The organism is Blautia sp. KLE_1732_HM_1032 (assembly GCF_025147905.1).
GTDB classification, from domain to species: Bacteria; Bacillota; Clostridia; order Lachnospirales; family Lachnospiraceae; genus Blautia_A; species Blautia_A fusiformis.
In genome coordinates this window covers 248,701-269,389 of record NZ_CP102266.1, presented here as the reverse complement: position 1 = coordinate 269,389, position 20,689 = coordinate 248,701, and the positions used below count along the sequence as shown (strand labels likewise).

Annotated in this window: 19 protein-coding genes; 3 read left to right on the top strand and 16 right to left on the bottom strand. The window is 47.0% G+C overall.

The genetic code is table 11. From position 1 onward, the window contains the following. The first annotated feature begins 28 nt into the window (after window positions 1-28). Entirely contained in the window at window positions 29-469 is a 441-nt protein-coding gene (locus NQ489_RS01235; protein ID WP_021653070.1) for a type IV pilin, read from the top strand. Between the two features lie 99 nt (window positions 470-568). Here the strand turns inward: NQ489_RS01235 and NQ489_RS01230 are convergent, their stop codons facing one another. The 9 genes from NQ489_RS01230 to NQ489_RS01190 all read right to left on the bottom strand — a co-directional run bounded on the left by NQ489_RS01230 (window position 569) and on the right by NQ489_RS01190 (window position 9,284). Continuing rightward, window positions 569-1,015: a DUF1934 domain-containing protein gene (locus NQ489_RS01230; RefSeq protein WP_021653071.1), complete on the bottom strand. Its 447-nt coding sequence runs from the start codon at window positions 1,013-1,015 to the stop codon at window positions 569-571. Between the two features lie 32 nt (window positions 1,016-1,047). Beyond that, on the bottom strand, window positions 1,048-1,869 hold the full coding sequence (gene murI / locus NQ489_RS01225; RefSeq protein ID WP_021653072.1) for a glutamate racemase: 822 nt from the start codon (window positions 1,867-1,869) through the stop codon (window positions 1,048-1,050). A gap of 56 nt (window positions 1,870-1,925) precedes the next feature. After that, window positions 1,926-2,165, bottom strand: coding sequence for a hypothetical protein (locus tag NQ489_RS01220; RefSeq protein WP_021653073.1), 240 nt, complete (start codon window positions 2,163-2,165; stop codon window positions 1,926-1,928). A 105-nt stretch (window positions 2,166-2,270) separates the two neighbouring features. Then, window positions 2,271-3,956 (bottom strand): GerAB/ArcD/ProY family transporter, encoded by a 1,686-nt coding sequence (locus tag NQ489_RS01215; protein ID WP_044962471.1) that lies wholly within the window; start codon window positions 3,954-3,956, stop codon window positions 2,271-2,273. Window positions 3,957-3,961: 5 nt separating this feature from the next. Next, window positions 3,962-5,458, bottom strand: coding sequence for a spore germination protein (locus NQ489_RS01210; RefSeq protein ID WP_022427304.1), 1,497 nt, complete (start codon window positions 5,456-5,458; stop codon window positions 3,962-3,964). 135 nt (window positions 5,459-5,593) lie between these two features. Further along, the gene (locus tag NQ489_RS01205) at window positions 5,594-6,295 is read right to left on the bottom strand and encodes a GntR family transcriptional regulator (protein ID WP_022427303.1); all 702 of its coding nucleotides are present in this window, start codon (window positions 6,293-6,295) and stop codon (window positions 5,594-5,596) included. Next, window positions 6,285-7,166: a 4-(cytidine 5'-diphospho)-2-C-methyl-D-erythritol kinase gene (ispE, locus tag NQ489_RS01200; RefSeq protein WP_015525345.1), complete on the bottom strand. Its 882-nt coding sequence runs from the start codon at window positions 7,164-7,166 to the stop codon at window positions 6,285-6,287. Before ispE ends, NQ489_RS01205 begins: the two co-directional genes overlap by 11 nt. A 90-nt stretch (window positions 7,167-7,256) precedes the next feature. Next, window positions 7,257-8,825 carry a DUF3794 and LysM peptidoglycan-binding domain-containing protein gene (locus tag NQ489_RS01195; RefSeq protein ID WP_021653079.1) on the bottom strand — a complete coding sequence of 523 codons (1,569 nt, stop codon included), beginning with the start codon at window positions 8,823-8,825 and terminating at the stop codon, window positions 7,257-7,259. Window positions 8,826-8,828: 3 nt separating this feature from the next. After that, on the bottom strand, window positions 8,829-9,284 hold the full coding sequence (locus NQ489_RS01190) for a protease complex subunit PrcB family protein (protein ID WP_044962468.1): 456 nt from the start codon (window positions 9,282-9,284) through the stop codon (window positions 8,829-8,831). Between the two features lie 215 nt (window positions 9,285-9,499). On the opposite strand from NQ489_RS01190, the gene NQ489_RS01185 reads away from it, so the two are divergent. Continuing rightward, complete coding sequence (locus NQ489_RS01185) at window positions 9,500-10,240, top strand: lysophospholipid acyltransferase family protein (RefSeq protein ID WP_015525341.1); 741 nt, start codon at window positions 9,500-9,502, stop codon at window positions 10,238-10,240. A 55-nt stretch (window positions 10,241-10,295) separates the two neighbouring features. On the opposite strand, the gene pflA is transcribed toward NQ489_RS01185, so the two are convergent. The 6 genes from pflA to NQ489_RS01155 form a co-directional block, all read right to left on the bottom strand. Then, window positions 10,296-11,045, bottom strand: coding sequence for a pyruvate formate-lyase-activating protein (gene pflA, locus NQ489_RS01180; RefSeq protein ID WP_015525340.1), 750 nt, complete (start codon window positions 11,043-11,045; stop codon window positions 10,296-10,298). Window positions 11,046-11,053: 8 nt separating this feature from the next. Then, window positions 11,054-13,327: a formate C-acetyltransferase gene (gene pflB / locus NQ489_RS01175; RefSeq protein ID WP_021653081.1), complete on the bottom strand. Its 2,274-nt coding sequence runs from the start codon at window positions 13,325-13,327 to the stop codon at window positions 11,054-11,056. Between the two features lie 1,027 nt (window positions 13,328-14,354). Beyond that, the gene (locus NQ489_RS01170; protein ID WP_021651269.1) at window positions 14,355-15,077 is read right to left on the bottom strand and encodes an amino acid ABC transporter ATP-binding protein; all 723 of its coding nucleotides are present in this window, start codon (window positions 15,075-15,077) and stop codon (window positions 14,355-14,357) included. Further along, a complete protein-coding gene (locus NQ489_RS01165) occupies window positions 15,070-16,572 on the bottom strand; it encodes an ABC transporter permease subunit (protein WP_022427099.1) in 1,503 nt (500 codons plus the stop codon). The genes NQ489_RS01170 and NQ489_RS01165 overlap by 8 nt, the downstream gene beginning before the upstream one ends. Window positions 16,573-16,587: 15 nt before the next feature. After that, entirely contained in the window at window positions 16,588-17,445 is an 858-nt protein-coding gene (locus NQ489_RS01160) for a PfkB family carbohydrate kinase (protein WP_021651267.1), read from the bottom strand. Window positions 17,446-17,482: 37 nt separating this feature from the next. After that, window positions 17,483-18,451, bottom strand: a complete 969-nt coding sequence (locus tag NQ489_RS01155; RefSeq protein WP_044961411.1) for an SIS domain-containing protein — start codon at window positions 18,449-18,451, stop codon at window positions 17,483-17,485. 292 nt (window positions 18,452-18,743) lie between these two features. On the opposite strand from NQ489_RS01155, the gene NQ489_RS01150 reads away from it, so the two are divergent. After that, a complete protein-coding gene (locus NQ489_RS01150; protein WP_022427097.1) occupies window positions 18,744-19,466 on the top strand; it encodes a GntR family transcriptional regulator in 723 nt (240 codons plus the stop codon). Window positions 19,467-19,611: 145 nt separating this feature from the next. On the opposite strand, the gene NQ489_RS01145 is transcribed toward NQ489_RS01150, so the two are convergent. Next, window positions 19,612-20,607, bottom strand: coding sequence for a D-alanyl-D-alanine carboxypeptidase family protein (locus NQ489_RS01145; protein ID WP_021651263.1), 996 nt, complete (start codon window positions 20,605-20,607; stop codon window positions 19,612-19,614). Window positions 20,608-20,689: the final 82 nt, after the last annotated feature.

The window sequence follows — 20,689 nt, the reverse complement described above, 5'->3', positions numbered from 1 at the left end:
ACAAATATATATACAGGGGGATTCTCAAATGAGTACAGTTACCATCGTTCTTCTGGTCATCCTCGTTATTCTGATCGCAGCAGTGATCGCACTCTATTTCTTCGGAAAAAAAGCTCAGAAAAAACAGGACGAACAGCAGGCTCAGATCCAGGCTAACAAGCAGACAGTTTCCATGCTGGTCATCGATAAAAAACGGATGCCGCTGAAAGATTCCGGACTTCCACAGATGGTCATCGACCAGACACCTAAGCTTATGCGCCGGTCCAAGCTTCCGATCGTAAAAGCCAAAGTCGGTCCGAAGATCAACATCCTTATTGCAGATGAAAAAGTTTTTGATCTGATCCCGGTCAAAAAAGAGATCAAAGCTGAAGTCAGCGGCCTTTACATCGTTGGCGTAAAAGGAATCCGTGGTTCTCTCGAAGCACCACAGAAGAAGAAAAAAGGCTTCCTCGCAAGATTCCGTAAATGATCAGAATCCAAAACAGCCGCCATGCTTTCAGGAATTCCCCTGATGCATGGCGGCTGTTCTTATGTAGTGTAATTATATATCTTTTATTTTCTGCAGGATCTATAAAACAAAATCCTTGCAGTCTCTTGGCTGTACCTGGATCGCCAGATAGCAGTCTGCCACATGTTCTTCATTCATATCCAGCGCATAATCTGCTTTAATCTGAAGGTTCTCTTCGCTTTCCGTCAGCTCCAGATTCGTAGCTGAGATTCCCATCTGAAGTGTTCCGTAAGGGGTAGTATAATAGGTCATGTTTTTTTTGCCCTGTTCAAATACCATGTGTACATTGACCAGTCCCTTCTTGCTGACCTCCAGACCCTTTCCGGATACTTTTATGTAATTGATGGTGGGTTCTGCTGTTTCATCCAGCAGTTCCTCATATCTGAGATAATGAGAACCATTGCGGAAATAATACTGTCCCGGAACAATGATCTCTATAGGTTCCTGATCCCCCTGTGCATCCATCATCTGAAGCCCTCTTACATGGATCAAAACTTCTTTCTGCATTCTTTTCTCCTATCATTTATGTACAGATCTGTTTAATATTTTTCGATATCGATCTTCTGTGTTTTTTCTACGTTATACGGCAGGATGGAATTGGCAAAATCCTTAAACTTCTCTGCAAGATCACTTACATAAAAGCGATACGGGAATTCCTCCTGTGCTACCTCATTGCTGGCAAGATCCAGTCTGGAGAGCAGCTTTTTAAGCTCCAGCGCCGTCTCATATGCAGGATTCACAAGGCAGACCTCCTCACCCATGATCTTGCGGATGGTAGATCTTAAAAGAGGATAGTGCGTACATCCGAGGATCAGTGTATCGATCTCCTGCTCCTGCAACTCCTTCAGATATCTTCTGGCAACTTCCTCGGTGACCGGATCATGATACCAGCCCTCTTCTACCAGCGGAACAAACAGCGGGCACGCTTTTCCGATCACGGTGATCTCCGGATCCAGTTCCTTCAGATAAGAGGCATGGATACCGCTTCCTACCGTGCCCACCGTTCCGATAATGCCCACCCGTTTATTTCTGGTTTCCTGGGCAGCAACTTTGGCACCAGCCTCGATCACTCCAAGGATCGGGATATCCAGTTCATCCTTCACCGCATCCAGAGCAAATGCACTGGCTGTATTACAGGCCACCACAATGGCCTTCACCTTCTGTTCCTGCAGAAAATGAATGATCTGGCGGGAATAACGGATCACCGTTTCTCTGGATTTGCTTCCATAGGGAACTCTGGCTGTGTCTCCGAAATATACGATTTTTTCCGATGGGAGATTGCGCATGATCTCCCGGGCTACTGTCAGTCCTCCGATACCGGAATCAAACACACCCACCGGTGCGTTTCTGTCTATATTCATTGATCTTATCTCCTGAAATAATTAATCGAACGTGATTGGTCCGTTGAAATATTGTATCACCAATCCAGGGCTTGCGCAAGCCAGAAGGATATCTTCACCGGCTTATTTTCCCCGTTGTCCTCTGCTTTTTCAAAACAGAATTCCGGGTAGATCGTTCCCCACCAGGCATAAAACTGTGGCTGCCGATCACCGGCAGTTCTTCTCTCCCAGGTACTCCCTGCAAGGATCACTGCCGTGAGCAAAAGGAACCCTCCTGCTTTTTTTAATACATGCTTCTTCATTTTTATATGCTCCATGAGCAAGCCCTCCTGTCAAAAATCTTCTGATGATCTTACCCAGAGATATACTGTACGATTTATCGTACTGATCATCATCTGTATTATTAACAGTCCGGCTCCCATCTATTCATTACTGCCGTAATCCACTTCCAGAAGCTCACCTTCCACCCATATCTCCGGAAGCCAGGGCAGTGTTCCATCCTGACAGAACTGATGATATACCTCCCGCAGAGTCACACCCTTCTTCTGCTGCCCGGATGTGCGGTTCTCCTGAATTCCCTGAAGGTATTCCCCTATGGAGCTTTCCCGGGCTCCCTTCCAGTGAAAAACATCTCCCAGCATATCCGTCCGGAACACGTAGACATCCTCTCCGATATGCTCTTCCTGCTTCAGATATCCGATCAGTGCTTCCCGGGCTCCCTCTCCCAGGATCTGTTCATCCAGGATCAGCACTTCAAGATGACCCAGATCCAGAAATTTTTCCTGAGACCGGTTGTAGACTGCCTCGATCTCCTGAAAGTCCCGGCCGGAAAGAGTCAGCACAGAAATCGGATCTTCGTCCGGTTTTTCCTGTCCGGTAGCTGTACTCATATCCGGCATTGCATATTTCAACACAAAGCCATTCTCTGAAACACCGGCCCCCAGTGCCAGCGGATAAGCTCTTTTTTCCGGTTCTACTGCCGCACAGCCTGATCCCGTCAAAGTGATGACCAGGACAAGTCCTGCCACAGTTACTTTTTTCTTCCGTCTTCCCCGGTTTTCCGTACTGAGAAAAAGCTGTATCACAAGCAGAAACGGCACAAAGATGTACCCCAGATACCAGCCATAATACTCCCGGATCCCCATCCCGTTTCTCTCATACAGGGAAAGCAGCCAGCCTGCTGCCGGGATCCAGTACCGACCGGTCCCGAATCCGGTTTTTTCCGCGATCTGATTTCCGTAATGAAACAAACTTCCCAGAGAAAACAAAAGTCCGAATACCAGAAACCCCATCCATATCACATCAAATCTCGCCAGTACGTTTCCCGGAAGATCTGCCCCCTCCAGAAGAGGCAGTACCGGACAGATCTCGTTTTTAAGGCGTGCACCTCCAAAGACTGCCGGAAGAAGGAGCTGCATTCCAAAAATGATCCCGCAAACTGTAAGAAAAGCCAGGATCACAGGTTTTCTGGCACTTCCCTGTTTTTTTGCATACTCCAGCCCGAAGGGAAGAAGTCCTGCTCCTGAAAAAGCACACAAAAGTGTATACAGATCACGGAGCCATCGCTCTCCTGTAAATCCTGTTTCCGGATCTTTCATCACTTCCATAAAGTACTCTGTTTTTCCCTGCCCTGCACATAAAAGCATCAGAAGAAGGATCCCTGCCAGAAAAATCCTTCCGGACACCTCAGCGATCCGCCCTCTTCTCTGCATTCCGCGATGCGTTCCCAGACTACAGGCTGCAACTGCAAGAAGAGACAGCCATTTTCCGGAAATCCCGCTGATCAGACTTTCCGGGATCACCTCCCCCAGAAGGCCCGAAAGAAATGCCGAACTTGCGATCACATATACCAAAAAGAACAGGCCAATAAATCGTACAGTAAAACTTCCTGTCCTTTTGGAAAGCTCTCCATATGCAGGTGTCAGACGTATCAGCCAGATTACATAAAAAGAGAGCACTACGGCCGCAGCAGCTGTCCCTGCCATGGCACTGATGCCCAACATCGCTCCATTCTTAAACAGGCACAGCAGAAACGGCGCCGGAAACACCAGTATGATCTGCCGAAAAAGCTGTCTGTGGGAAATCCTGTTATTCTCCGCAAATCTCATAACCTTTATCCTTTCCGGCTCCATGGCCTTGTCCGAAGCCTGCGTTTCTGGGCATTTCTGGCATACAGCGGCCGGAATTTCCGCTTCCGGAAGGGCTGTCGCAAAATCCTTCCACCGGTTTCCGCCTCACTGTTCTTCTCTACAAAAGGTACCAGATATGGGACACCGAAGCTTAAAAGTCCTGCCAGATGCGCCATGGTGAGATACAGTCCCAACACGATTCCGAATATACCTAGAAATCCTCCCAGAAACAGAAAAGCGTACTTCAGAAGCCGGAATGCAGAAGCAAATTCCTCATTAGGTATAGCCAGTGATCCCAGTGCTGTCAGTGCCACGATGATCACTACCACCGGGCTGACAAGATTGGCCTCCACCGCAGCCTGTCCGATGATCAGTCCTCCTACGATCCCAATGGCATTTCCAAGAGCTCCCGGGATCCGCACACCAGCCTCCCGTATCAACTCAAAAGACAGTTCCAGGAACACCAGCTCCACTACACTGGAAAATGGAACACCCTCTCTTGCCTGTGCAAAGGAAAGGATCAGATTCGCCGGAAGGATCTGTGTATGAAACCGGATCACAGCCAGATAAAGTCCGGGGAGCAGCGTTGCCACAGCCATGGCCAGATACCGGAGCACCCGCAGGAAGGATGCCATCTCAAAACGGTTGTACCAGTCTTCACTGCTTTCCATAAAACTGTTGAATGCTCCGGGAACCACCAGTGCCACCGGCGAATTGTCGCAGAGCAGAACTGCTTTTCCATTCAGCAGCTCCTGGGCAGCCCGGTCCGGCCGCTCCGTTGTCTGAAACTGAGGAAAGGGAGAATACCATGCTTCTTCTGTCAGCTGTTCCAGCATCCCGCTGTCCAGGATCCCGTCCACTGCAAAAGATTCCAGGCGCTCTTTCACAGCAGTCAGAAGCTCCTCATGGACCAGATCCTCCACATAAAGAAGCTGTACCACCGTATTGGAGCGTACACCGATGCTGCTCTGCTCCACCTTCAGCCTGGTATCCCGGATCCGCTTTCTCACAAGGGCCGCATTGGTTTTTACACTGTCACAGAACCCCTCCTTGGAGCCTCTGAGGACCTTTTCCGTTTTCACCTCTGATACAGCCAGCCCCGGATATCCTTTACTGGAAATTTTCATTGCTTTGTCGTATCCATCCAGAAAGAAAACTGCATTTCCCGAAAGAATGGCACCAAATACCTCCTCCATGGAAGACAGCTCCTTCACATCTGCAATTCCAAGACTGTTTCGGCGGATAAATTCCCGGATCTTTTCCTCCGGGATCTCCCAGAAATGATTGATCATTTTTCCGATAGCAGAATCATCCAGCATCATGTTTGAAACCGCAACCTCAATATAGACCATCAGACAGTCCGCCTTATGTCCCTCACCAAGGCGCATGGGCCTGATCAGGATATCATCGCAGTTTTCACACCGTTTCCGGATATATGATTCATTTTCATGAAGAGATATCGATATCTTCCTTGTTTCCATAAAGTCACCATCCTTTACAGCAAGTTCCCCCACTGCTTATTGCTTTTCGCAATTGAAACAGGGGACTTACTTGATTCGGTTAAAAAAAGAGATGCCCCAATGACATCTCTCTTAATATTCCCGCATATCCGGTTCTTATTCTTTTTTCTCGGCCTCTTTGGCCTCATTCTCCGCGCGGATAGTACGGATGATCGCTTTTCGTTGATTCTCCAGATGATGGAAAGAAATATCCTGCGCCTTTTGCACATCTCCTTCACGGATGGCTTTTACCAGCTCTTCATGCTCACTAACCAGAAGATTTCTTGTCTGCTCCTCCTTCAGATACTCTACACGATAACGATACATCTGCTCACGGAGATTGTTCAGGACCTGATTCAGACGCTTATTATCAGAAGCCTGATATATGATCTCGTGGAAAGCCACATCGGTTTCCGCCAGACGGACCAGATTTCCCTCTGCTTTTGTTTTTTCAAATTCCTTGGCTGCCACCCAGAGCCTTCCCAGCTCATCCTCTGTGATCAGCTTGCACGCTTTTTCTATGGCAACATTTTCGAGGGCGATACGCACCTCCAGAACATCGTTCAGATCCTTTTCTGTGATGCTGGCTACCTGTGCACCTCTGCGTGGGATCATCACTACAAGACCTTCCTGCTCCAGCTTGCGCATAGCCTCACGCACCGGTGTTCTGCTCACGCCAAGACGCTCTGCAAGGGCGATCTCCAGAAGTCTTTCGCCCGGCTTCAGCTCTCCCTTCAGGATTGCCTGCCGCAAGGTGTTAAAAACAACATCCCGAAGCGGCAGATATTCATTCATATCCACAGAAAAATCACTTGTCATTTGTAACTCCTCCATCTCTATTGTAAATATCCGTGGCAAATACAGTCTTTGCAAGCCCGCTCTTTCTGAGGCTTCTGGCTGCCGCGGCCATCTTATCTCTGTTATCAAAGATTCCAAACACAGTAGGACCGCTTCCGCTCATCACGGCTTTCAGCGCACCTTTTTCTTCCATAAGGTTCTTGATATTGCCGATCACAGGATACTGTCGGATGATCCCCGGTTCAAATACATTCTCCATTCTGGATGCCATGGCATACAGATCATTATTTCTGATAGCTCCGATGAGTCCATCGATGTCCGGATGTTTTCCGATCCCTTCCAGATTCAGATTCTCATAGGCTGTTTTTGTGGAAACATTGATCCCCGGTTTTCCTATCAGAACATAACATTTCGGAACTTCCGGAAGTCTGGTCAGCTTCTCTCCGATTCCCTCCGCAAGAGCTGTTCCCCGCATGATACAATACGGAACGTCTGCTCCGACCTTTACTGCACGTTCCATCAGCTGTTCTTCGGTAAGCCCTAAATGGAACATCCGGTTCACACCCACAAATGCGGCCGCTGCATCGGAGCTGCCTCCTGCCATGCCTGCTGCCACCGGGATAAATTTACGAAGCTTGATGGAAAGTCCCTCTTCAACATCGAACTCCTCCATCAGCATCTGTGCTGCCTTATATACAAGATTTCTCTGATCTGTAGGAATAAACGGAAGATTGGTCGTCAGTACGATCCCCGGCCGTCTGGTCTTTCTGATATCCAGGATATCATACATACGGATGGTCTGCATGATCATGCGTACCTCATGATAACCGTCCTCTCTCTTTCCCAGAACATCAAGTCCGAGATTGATCTTTGCCATTGCTTTTAAACGCATAAGCCCCTCCATTTGTACTTTGTATACAGTATTTATACATGTATTTTATATGATTTTTACATTCTTTTCAACAGCAAAATATTCCACTTTTTATTTGATCTGACCTTCCACTTTTTTCACAACAAGAAGCGGAGTTCCCGGAGAGGGTTCCTGATTTTCCTTGAGAGCATTGATCGTCCGGATCTCTTGGATAGATGTGTGATATTTCCTTGCGATATCCCACAATTCATCTCCCGGTTTTACCATATAAACCAGGATTCCCGGCATAGCCTGGAGTTTTTTCATATCCAGTGGTTTTTCCTCTACTTTCTCAATGATAAATACCGGTTCTCTGGCAACTGCCAGAAGCTCCAGTCCTACAGTTGCCCGGATCTCGATCTCATTTCCATCTGCCATGGCTGCGGAAAGCTGCTCCAGCTTTGCTTTTAACTGATAACAGCTGTCCTGTCGGATCCCTCTTGCTTCCACCATATGGGAAAACGGTATCATTGCCTCCATGGAATAAAACGGCATATCATCATTTCCAATAATGTACAGGATCTTCAGCATGACCACGCCATCTGCCTGCACACCGTTCTCTACGATCCTGGTCTTATCGATCTTCACTTTTCCCTGACTGTGACACAGCTGGAGGACTTTTCCCTGAGTCTCCTTTACCTGGATCCTGTCACTGATCCTGCATCTGGAAAAATTACGTACCAGAAGCCGTTCCAGTACCTCATTCTTTCCTTCCGGAACACATTCACGAATCGGTGTATACACATCGGTAATGAGATCATATTCCTCTTCCCTGAAAAATTTCATATCCAGCTCCAGCACAACATCCGAAACAAGGATCCGTTCTTCCCCATCGACATCCGGTTTGGCCTCCAGACTCTGATGCATCACCGAAGCTTCAATCAGCGGGATCAGTTCCTCCGTGCAGTCCGGACATTCCACTTCTCCGGAAAAAGGCAGCGAATATTCCAGCCACTGCACCGGGGCTTCTGTATCTTCAGCTCCGTACAGCACAAAAACGGACAGCTCTCCTCTTGCCTTTACCACATTTTCCTCCGGCTTCAGATCCAGCCCCCGTACATCCATAGTATACCAGATCAGGCTGGCGATATCCGGACGATTGGAGGCAATGGTATACTCATCCTTGATCCGGAGTGTATCTTTTTTATGTACGGTAAGTCCCAGAAAACGGACTGTTTTTTTTCTGACGGATACCTCTTCTGCATCCAGCGCCACCGGCAGGCGGATCTGTTCTGTTTCATCCACAGTCGCACAAAAAGTTACCAACGCTTTGATATTAAGCTTTCTGGAATGGATCAGGCGGATCGTAAGATCTTCAATTTCCCACTTCAGACACATTTTATCCCCGTTTATGATATTCTTCAGGTTCAAGGTTTCCTCAAATGGAAGTTTTGCAGTAAGACTGCTGACGATCCCTCTTTCTTCCCCCACATAAAGGATATCTACCTGCAGATTTCCCGTAAGAATACCTTTCCCGTCAGTAAGACGGACATCATCCATAATGATCCTGCCCTTATTCTGGATCAGTCTTCCTGCATCCGGTTTTGCATCCGGCACATTAAAATCCTCATCAAAAGTGATCTGACTTTTTGCCCTGCTTTTTTCCTTTAATATCTGCATGCTTTCTTTTTTTAATTCCACAGTCTATTCCCCTTTCTCCGACTCTTTTTTCACCGGACTGCTGCTTTCCCGGAACGTTACCGGCTTTTCCTGTTTCCGGGTTTTTATCACAATGCAGGGATAGGACGGAACTCCTGCCTCCTTAAGATCCTCCGGTCCAAGAAGTTTTGTAACAAAAAATATCCCATTCGAGGATTCTCCAAGCTCCTCTACCTGGATGCTGTATCCGCCACTCATCTGCCGCCCGTACCCTTTGGCCAGGTAAAGATCCTCTCCGTTTTCATAACTCAGCTGAAATTCCTTTTCCTTTTTTTCTTCCATAAGCCTGGAAAGCTCCTCCGGGATATCCCGGCGTTCCACAACGATGTAATCTACCGGTTTTCGTTCTTCTTCCTCCACCCGGACAAATCGACACCCGGAAAGCAGCAGTGCCAGCACGGCAGCTGTCAGCACGATCCGCAGAAATACTGCTTTTTTCATAATATAAGCCACCTGCATGATTCGTTACTGTTCACTCCGTTCTCAGTAACACGCTTTGCGGAAAATCACCAGTAAACAGTAACCACTATTCAGTATTTATTCTATGTGAGCAGGGAAAGATTTATTGCAACTATCGGATTTTCTTCGTATAATATAAAAATACCATCTTACTGCGGAACTCTCCGCAAGTATCTATAACAGAAAGGACAAAAGACATGATTCGATTCATACTTGTCTGTATCGTGGTGATCGCCTATCTGGTGCTGACCATTCCGGTTCTCCTTGTAGAATGGATCATCGGGAAATTTTCTCCCATGACTAAGGATATCAGCTCTCTGCGCATGGTACAGGCCATATTCAAATTCATCCTGTGGATCACAGGCGCCAAAGTCACCGTCATCGGCGAAGAAAACGTTCCAAAGGATCAGGCTGTTCTCTATGTAGCAAACCACCGGAGCTATTTCGACATCCTGCTCACCTACAGCCGCTGTCCGATCCGCACCGGCTATGTTGCCAAGAAGGAAATGGAACATTATCCGCTGCTCTCCAACTGGATGCGCAATCTCTACTGTCTCTTTCTCGACAGAGAGGATATCAAGCAGGGTCTGAAAACGATCCTCCAGGCCGCAGACTATGTGAAATCCGGCATTTCCGTATGTATCTTCCCGGAAGGAACCAGAAATAAGAATGCTGATGAAACAGAAATGCTACCTTTCCATGACGGCAGCTTCAAGATCGCAGCCAGAGCCAAAAGCCCGATCATTCCTATTGCGATCAGCAACTCTGCCAATATCTGGGAGGCCAATTTCCCGAAGATGACACCTACACACGTAGTGATCGAATATGGCAAGCCTATCATTCCTTCAGAGCTTGACCGGGATACTCAGCGCCGCTTAGGTTCCTATACACAGGATATCATCAAAGAAATGCTGATCAAAAACAAAGAACTGGTGTGAACATCAAAAAAACCATATCTATGTCTGTTTTTCGACATAAGATATGGTTTTTTTATTACTGTGTACCTGCTCCCAGGATTTTTTCCGCATTTTCGATACGTTCTTTCGTTGGCGGATTGATTCCCTTCAGCGGATAATCAATATGCAGATTTTCCCATTTAAAGGTTCCGAGTGTGTGATATGGAAGAACCTCCACTCTCTCAACTGTCTTCAGTGTTGCAATAAAGTCAGCCAGCCGGTGGAGATAGTCATCCCGGTCATTGCGTTCTGGAACCAGTACGTGACGGATCCACATGGATACGCCCATATCGGAAAGCTTCCGGGCCATGGCAAGGATATTTTTATTGGTACATCCTGTGAGGATCTTATGCTGTTCCTCATCAATGTGCTTGATATCCAGCATGACAAGATCTGTGTACTTCATCAGCTCTTCCCATTTTTCATACCACGGACCCTCTTCTGTGTAAGGGTTGCCGCTGGTATCAAGTGTTGTGTGGATCCCAAGTTTTTTTGCTTTTCTGAACAGCTCAGTGAGGAAATCGATCTGTAACAGTGGCTCGCCTCCACTCACAGTAATACCGCCCTTACTTCCCCAGTAAGAGCGGTATCGACAGGCTTTTTCAAGCAGCTCATCTGCTGTGTACTCCGTCCCTGTTTTCATTTGCCAGGTGTCCGGATTGTGGCAGAACTGACAGCGCATGGCGCAGCCGCTCAAAAAGATCACATACCGGACTCCTGGTCCGTCAACAGAGCCGAAGCTCTCCAGTGAGTGGACGTAGCCAGTGATTTTTTTCTGGTCGTCCATATTTTTTATTACATCCTTTCGTGGCAGGTTCTTGCGATAACGTCAAGCTGCTGCTCTCTTGTAAGGTCGATGAACTTAACAGCGTATCCGGAAACACGGATCGTGAAGTTTGCATACTCCTCTTTTTCCGGATGCTCCATAGCATCGATAAGTTTCTCTTTACCGAATACGTTTACATTGAGGTGATGTGCACCACGATCAAAGTATCCGTCAAGTACATTTACAAGATTCTCTGTACGCTCTTCCTCAGAATGGCCAAGTGCATCCGGGTTGATCGTCTGAGTATTGGAGATTCCGTCAAGGGCATCCTCATAGTCAAGCTTTGCAACAGAGTTCAGGGAAGCAAGAAGTCCGTTCTGCTCTGCGCCGTAAGACGGGTTTGCTCCCGGTGCCAGAGGCTCGCCGGCTTTTCTTCCGTCCGGAAGAGATCCTGTAGCTTTACCATAAACAACGTTGGATGTGATGGTAAGGATGGATGTGGTTGGCTTGGAATCACGATAGGTATGGATGTGTTTCAGCTTCTCAAGGAATGTGGAAAGCAGAGTTGTTGCGATCTCGTCTGCTCTGTCATCATCGTTACCATAACGTGGGAAGTCACCCTCAACCTGGAAGTCTGTTGTGATTCCGTCCTCGTCACGGATTGCTTTTACTTTTGCATATTTGATAGCGGAAAGGGAATCTACTACGTGTGAGAATCCGGCGATACCTGTTGCGAAGGAACGGTCAACCTTTGTATCGATAAGTGCCATCTCAGCTGCCTCATAGTAGTATTTATCATGCATGTAGTGGATCATGTTCAGTGTTCCAACGTACAGATGTGCAAGCCAGTCCATCATCTGGTCGTATTTTGCGATTACTTCATCATAGTCAAGATACTCGGAAGTGATCGGCTGATACTGAGGTCCTACCTGCTGTTTTGTCTTCTCATCAACACCACCGTTGATCGCGTAAAGAAGGCATTTTGCAAGGTTTGCACGAGCTCCGAAGAACTGCATCTCTTTACCTGTCTCTGTAGCAGATACACAGCAGCAGATGCTGTAGTCATCGCCCCATACCGGACGCATAACATCATCGTTCTCATACTGGATGGAACTTGTTGTAACAGAGATGTCTGCTGCATATTTCTTGAAGTTCTCAGGCAGTCTTGAAGAGTAGAGAACTGTAAGGTTCGGCTCCGGAGCCGGTCCCATATCCTCAAGTGTATGAAGGAAACGATAGTCGTTCTTTGTTACCATGGAACGTCCGTCCTGTCCCATACCTGCTACTTCCAGAGTTGCCCATACCGGGTCACCGGAGAAGAGCTGGTTGTAAGACGGGATACGAGCGAATTTAACCATACGGAATTTCATTACGATATGGTCAACAAGCTCCTGTGCCTCTTTCTCTGTAAGAGTTCCGTTCTCAAGGTCTCTCTCAATATAGATATCAAGGAATGTGGAGATACGTCCAACACTCATTGCAGCTCCGTTCTGAGTTTTGATTGCTGCAAGATATCCGAAGTACAGCCACTGGAATGCTTCCTTTGCATTCTTAGCCGGCTGGGAAATATCAAAGCCATAGATCTGAGCCATTTCTTTCATCTTCTTCAGAGCACGGATCTGATCTGCGATCTCCTCACGAAGCTGGAAGTCATAACGTCTCATACCCTGACGGTCGCATGCTGCGAAGTCTTTCTCTTTACCTGCGATCAGATAATCAATTCCGTAAAGAGCAACTCGTCTGTAATCACCTACGATACGTCCACGTCCGTAAGTATCCGGAAGTCCTGTAAGGATCTTGTTGTGACGTGCTCTCTTCATCTCCGGTGTGTAGATATCGAATACACCCTGGTTGTGTGTTTTGAACTCATAGTTGTTGAAAACATCTTTGATCTTGTCGCTTACATGGTATCCGTAAGTCTCACATGCCTGCTCTGCCATTTTGATTCCGCCGTATGGCATGAAAGCACGTTTCAGAGGTTTGTCTGTCTGAAGACCTACAACCTGCTCCAGGTCTTTGAGTTCCTCATCGATATATCCAGGACCGTATGCTGTAATTCCTGTTACTACCTCTGTCTCCATATCAAGAACGCCGCCTTTAGCACGCTCTTCTTTCTGAAGCTCCTGAAGCTTGCCCCAGAGTTTATCTGTTGCCTCTGTTGGTGCTTCCAGGAAGGAAGCATCTCCATCATATGGTGTATAGTTCATACTAATGAAATTACGAACATCGATCTTCTCTTTCCAACGATCACCCTTAAAACCATTCCACTGTTCAAAATCAACTTTTGCCAATTTGTTACACATCCTTTCCTGTTGTCTCAATATTTCGTTCACCGCCCGCGCAGTTAGTAATATATAACATTTCTCATGACGACCATAAGATAACAGATTCCGGATTTAAAGTCAACAGCTTGGAAGTATGTTCTTTATAATATACATGTAATTGTATTATTGATAAAAATAATGAGAAAATTGTACCAGATATTGTACAATGTCGGGCGTCTGACGGACGCTCCTGGCGGAGGGCGTTTCCTTTCCAGGGGGGACACTTTGGCGTGGGCAAGTTTGCGAGGGGGAAAGGCGCTCGGAGTTACGAAGCCCGCTTTTCCCCCTCGCGCTCCCCCTTTCCGGGCACGTCGCTGTTCTACGCTGTGGTATGGGGTAGTGTATTGGTAAATGCCTGTATGCTGCTGTATTGGTGGCATCAGGCTGAGCCGATTTTTTTTCGCCGGACGGAAGGCGGTCTGCGCAGCAGACCTGTTCCTGGTGGTTGTTGTATTGCTGGCGCTGATCTGCTCCTGCCTGTTGTTCTATTGCTGGCGCTAATCTGCTCCTGCCTGTTGTATTGCTGGTGCTGACCTGCTCCTGCCTGTCGCTGTATTGCCGGCGCTCACTTGCTCCCGTCTGTTGTCGCATCACTGGCATAGACCTACTTCTGCCTGTTGCTATATTGCCGGTGCTCACTTGCTCCCGTCTGTTGTCGCATCACTGGCATAGACCTACTTCTGCCTGTTGCTGTATTGCCGGCGCTCACTTGCTCCCGTCTATTGTCGCATCACTGGCATAAACCCGCTCCCATTAACAACAGGGAACAGGCCCGCTGCGCGGGCCGCTTTCCCGTCCGACGAAATAAAAATCGGCTCAGCCTGACACTGCCAATACAGCAGCATACAGGACTAAGCCGATAAATTAACACACTCCAAGGCGTAGCACAGCGGCGTGCCCGGAGGGGTGGGGTGTGGGGAGGGGAAACGGGCTTCGCAACTCCGAGTGCCTCCCCTCCCCACGAATTTCCCCGCTTTTTCAAAGCAGAACTTTTCCACGAAAAACCCTACAACACTTTGGAAAGAAACTCCTTCGTCCTTTCCTCTCGAGGATCCCCAAACAGTTCTTTCGGATTTCTATCCTCAAGAATCACCCCATCATCCATAAAGAGCACTCTGTCGCTGACCTCCCTTGCAAATCCCATCTCATGGGTAACCACCAGCATGGTCATGCCTTCTTTTGCAAGCTCCTTCATAACCTCAAGAACCTCTCCGACCATCTCCGGATCAAGAGCTGATGTCGGCTCGTCGAACAGAAGCACCTGGGGATTCATTGCAAGGGCTCTGGCAATGGCAACCCTCTGCTTCTGTCCGCCTGAAAGCTTTCCTGGATAGACATCGGCTTTTTCTTCAAGTCCGACTCTTTTCAAAAGAGCCCTCGCCTTCTGATCAGCTTCCGCTACATTCCATTTGCCAAGGCGCACCGGCGCAAGGGTGATATTTTTCAATACTGTCATATTTGGAAACAGATTAAAATGCTGAAAAACCATTCCCACATTTTCCCTGAATTTATCTACATCCAGCTTCGGATCCAGAAGTTGCTGTCCGTTTACGGTGATCTCGCCTTCCTCCGGTTTTTCCAGAAGGTTCAGACAGCGCAGAAATGTAGATTTTCCGGAGCCGGACGGACCGATGATACAGATACACTCACCCTTGTTTACGTGAGTTGTGATTCCCTTTAATACGTGTACGTCCCCGAAGGACTTTTTCAGATTTTTAACATCAATCACTTTCTCTCAGTCTCCTTTCAAATCTCTTCAGCAGAAGGCTCAGGCACTTCACGATCAGATAGTACATGATACCTGCAACGATCAGCGGTATGAACATCTGATAAGTACGGGAAGAAACATAGCTTGCCGCTTTTGTCAGATCCATGATACCTACATAACCTAAAATAGATGTTTCTTTGATCAGCTGGATAAACTCATTACCCATTGCCGGAAGGATGGTTTTTACAGCCTGCGGAATGATAATGAAACGCATGGTATCTTTGTACCCAAGGCCCAGAGAACGACCTGCCTCGCTCTGCCCCTTGTCTACAGATAAAATACCTCCGCGGATAACCTCGGAAACATATGCACCGCTGTTGATACCGAAGCTGACCACTGCTGCCACATATCCCAGCCTGCTGTGGAACACTGCAAAATAGATGATCATCAGCTGAAGGACTGACGGTGTTCCACGGATCACATCAACATAAATATCCGCGATCGTGGAAAGAATGGTTCTTCTGCCTTTTTTCGCAGCTCCAAGCCGTACCAAAGCCACTACAAGACCGATCAGGATACCTACGATCACTGACAAAAGGGAAACGATCAGCGTAATCCCAAGACCGTTAATATAAAACTTCCAACGATTATCCTGAAGGAAAATAAAGCTTAAAAGTCCCAGAAAACCATCGGTTGCTGCTACATCTGTCACATCCTCGCTGTTTTCAAGTGTGTCCACAAAATACTTCTGATAAAGATCATCATATTCCCCGGATTTTTTTACTTTTGCAAGCCCGTCATTGATGATCTGGACAAGCTCTGTGTTTCCTTTTTCAATACAGAAAACCGTATCCTCTGCTGTACTTGGCACGGACTCATACTGCAGGTCTGAGTTCTGTTTGCAGTAGATCTCAGCCATGATATTGTCGATCAGAACTGCATCTGCTCCACCGTTTTTCAGCTCCATGACTGCACTGGAAGCGTTTTTAAATCTTTTTACTTTGGCATCCTTAACTTCACCGTAATCGGTAGTCTCGCCGGATGCGATCATATCACTCTGTGCACCCTCCAGAACTGCAACGGTTTTTCCGGACATCTCCTCAAAATCCTTGATCGGATTATCCTTACGGCTGATGATGCACTGTGTACCGGTGTAATAAACATCGGAAAAATCAACGCTTTTTTTACGGTCCTCCGTAGGTCCGATCCCGGCTGCGATCACCTGTACATCACCAGCCTCCATGGAACCCATCAGGGAATCAAAGGGCATATCCTTCCATACCAGCTTTACGTTTTCTTCCTTGGCGATCGCCTCCAGAAGATCGTAATCAAAACCTGTAATATTTCCATTATCATCTAGGTATTCAAATGGTGAATACTCTGCGTTCGTTCCTATGATGATGGTCTGCTGTTCTGCCGCTTTTACTGCCACTGCACTGCTGAAATATACCGGCAGAGCCATGATCATACACAGTACAAAACAGATAAGCGCTCTGCTTTTTCCATTGCGTCCCATTATTTTCCCCTCCTGCTATTCATATTTTTTTCCGTAGCCAAAAGCACCTTCCATGCCACAGATGCACGCTGCAAAAGCAGCTGCCTCTTCAAGACTTTCACAGATCGCGGTTTCCTCCGCCATGCCGTTTTTCCTTCTTCCGATATACCCGGTAAGGAAAGATGCGATCAGTGAATCCCCGGCGCCAAGAGTATCTTTTACTTCCGTAAGCGGCGCTGCCGGCTGTCGGTAAAAATTCCTTCCGTCATAAAGAATGCAGCCCCTGGCTCCTCTGGAGGCCATGGCAAGCTTCGGCCCCATGGAGATGATCTTTTTCAGATGCTCTTCTGCCTCCTGGTCGGTTCCGTCAAAGGAGCAAAATGCGTAAGTAACCTCCGGTGCTGTTTTTTCATAATATTCCTCTGTGGAATCATCAGAAAAGTCAAAAGAAACCGGAATTCCCGCCTCTTTGATCTTATGCAGCTCTTCCTCCGTAAAAGAGTAATTTCCGCTATGTACCACATCAAAGCCTTTCATATATTCCAGATCAAAACGATCAAGGATATACGGTGTTTTTCCACGGATACCACCATCATTAAAATCCAGGAACTCACGGTCTCCGTCTTTTAATGTGATCCTGGAATAACCGTTCTCGCCATGCAGCTGTCTGCACTTTACGGTTTCCACGCCGATTTTTTCCAGTGTATCCATGATCAGTTCTGCTCTGTCGTCATCTCCGAAATATCCCATATACGCTGTTTTTTCACATCCGGCCATCTTTCCGTAAACACTGACGTTTACGCAGTTTCCGCCTGGATACATGGTTTTCAGATGATCATAGATATCCACTACATTGTCTCCGAAGCCAAGAAGCTTTGTACTGTATTTACTCATATTTTCCCTTTCTCTGTGCACAGGCACAGCAGCACCTTTAGTACTCTACAACGCCCATATATCTTCTCATATCCAGCGGATGACGGCGTTTATCCTGGAGAGCGGTACGGTAAACGGTCGTCATGGTGTAGAACAGCATCGGAGTAAAATATTCCACACAGCTGTCATCAATTGCTTCCATACCAAGCTTATCTGCATCAATCACTTCGTATTTCTTTCCGTATTTTTCAAGGAAAGTCAGCACACGCGCATCCATCATACGGTTTCTGCCCCGGCTCATCATAAGGATATAAAGATGATCCTCATCCGTTACCTCAAACGGTCCATGAAAATATTCCGCACTGTTCAGATAACCGCAGTCCATCCACTGCATTTCCTGAAGTGAGCAGATCGCAAAGCCATATGCCTGAGAATAGGAAGCTCCCGATGCCATGATATAAAGGTTCGGTTCCTCTGAATATTTTTCTGCAAAAAGCCATGCTGCATTCTGCTGATCCTTCACTGCAGTTGCAATAACATCATCGATCTTTTCAAAGCCTTCCACGATCTTATCGTAAAGCTTATATCCCGGCTCCTGTACCTTCATCAGCTCATTAAGAATACGAAGTACGATTCCCTGAGGCTTCTCTGCTTCTTTTACCCCCGGTGCCCAGTCGTATACAACGGAGATCCATTTATCGGTATCACATGGGGAACCTGGCGCATGTGTCATTGTAACAACAGCCGCACCTGCATCCATTCCTGTTTTTGCTGCCTCCAAACACTCCTTTGTCTTGCCGCTGTGAGAGCAGATGATCAGAAGACTGTCTTTTCCCAGCTTCTTCGGCGGTGTCAGTGCAAACTCTCTTGCAGGGATCCACTGTGCATCCATCACTGCGGATTCCGCACGGACAAAATAATATCCCGGATACAGATCCACAAGAGATCCTCCGCATGCAAGAAAATACACATTTTTGATTGTTCCATGCTCTTTGTTGATCTTATTTACGATTTTTACTGCGTCCATTTTCATCCTCCGGTTTTCGTGGAAATTCGTCTGGTAATCCTCTGAATCCATTGAAAATACAGGTTTTTTTCGGATTTTCAGATGAATTTCTCCTTCTTGTACTTTTGCATTTTACCTTTTTGAAGAATATAACATATTATAACGTTATAGTAAAGAGTATATTCATGATTTATGATTAATTATTCATCCAATGTTCCTTCTGACGCACTGCAGAGGTTTGTCCCTTACTGGACAAATACATCCGCACTATAGTAAAATATCTTTTATGAACAACCTCAGAAAGGATATTTTCATGTTAAATAAAAATTCGATCCAGCCGCTTTACAAGCAGCTTATGGATATCATCACCCAGCAGATTAAAAACGGTACTTATAAGCCCGGAGAAAAAATCCCTCCTGAGCCGGAGCTTGCCGATCTTTACCATGTCAGCCGGATCACTGTCCGACGTACCGTGGAGGAGCTTTGCACGCAGGGCTATCTTATCAAGCATCAGGGAAAAGGAACCTTTGTAAAATCCCCCATGATCTTCCGGAAATTTGAATCCCAGAAAAATATGAGCTTTTCCGAATCCTGCCGTCAGAATGACCGTATTCCGGAATCTCACGTACTGTCCTTCTGCAAAAAACCTGCGAACAGCGTAACCTCTGATTTTCTGCAGCTTACTTCGGATGAGGAAGTTTTTTTCCTGGAACGTCTTCTTCTGGCTGACAGTATTCCGGTTATTGATGTTCACACCTGGCTCCCCACACGGCTTTTCCCGGATTTTGATCCGAACGCTGTAGAAAACGGTTCTTTTTTTGAATATATCAAAAACACCTACCGCTGTACGATCGCAGAATCCAGCCGCAGCACCATTTCTGTTACTGCAGCCTCCCCGGATATGGCAAAAACTTTGCGTCTGTCTTCCGGTGATCCCGTGCTGATCCTGGATTCCTATATGGAAGCTCCTGATGGAAATCCGCTTTACATCAGCCGTGAATACATTGCAGGTTCCCGCTATACGATTTCATTTTGAAGAATCAAAAAACGGCACAGAAGTGTTATGCTGCCAATACAGCAGCATCCACCTCTGTGCCAGTATTTATTTATCCAAAAATATTACTGTTCACTCCGTTCTCCGTAACACGCTTCGCGATACACAAAATTTACCCTTTATCTTTTCAAGACTCCGATCCATCACTGCATGTCATCTGTGCCTCAATGGCCTTTCCAAGGCGGTTATAGATCGTCACCGCATCCTCCACATGGAGTGGGCTTCCGGTATTTCCCGATGCGCCTGCCGTTACCAGTATGTATTCCCTGTCGTAGACCTCTGCAAAGCTTGCAAGACACAGACCCGCCTCACTGGTATATCCTGTCTTGCCGCCCAGGATCTTGCCGCCGGTAACGGAAGGGTCAGAAAGATTTTTGAACATGGTACTGTAATATGTGATCCCGCTGGGATGGATATTCGTCACTCCTGTAGAATGCCGCGGACTCTCAATGATCTCTCTGAACGTATCGTTCCGAAGCGCATACCTAAGCAGCACCGCAATATCTCTCACTGTACTGTAATGATCCGGATCATGAAGCCCTGTCGTATCACAGAAATGTGTACCATTCATTCCAATCCTCTGTGCCTTCTTATTCATCAGCTCCACAAATCCATCCCTGGAACCGCCTACGGTATCCGCCAGTGCGATACAACACTCCGCACCGGATGGCAGCATGGCACCATAAAGAAGATCGATGGCCCGCACGGTCTCACCGGGCTGAAAGCCTGCCTGGGTGGCATCCTGCTCATAAAGCCCCTGGAACATTTCCTGGGTCAGAGTGATTTCCTGATCCAGATCATCCAGGTTCTCAATAGCCACGATCACCGTCATGATCTTCGTCATGGAAGCCGGATAGATTTTCTCATCACCCTTCATATTTCCGATGATCTTTCCGCCTTTTACCTGCATCAGCACTGCGTAGGGACTGTTGATACCGCTCATCTCAAGCTTACGGACAACCGGTCTCTGCAGAGACTCCATCCAGTCACCTACCCCTTTATTCCAGCCGATGATCACTACAAGTGTCAGGATCACGATAGCCTCTACCACCAGGCAGAGTATCATTTTTATTTTGTTTACCTGTTTTTTTATTTTCTTCGCTTTACGCTTTTTTGATCTCAATTTATACTCCCTGTTCCGACAAATTCATCTGTAAGTTTTACTTACAGAAACGTTTTCCCCATCTTTTTTATATTAACATGAT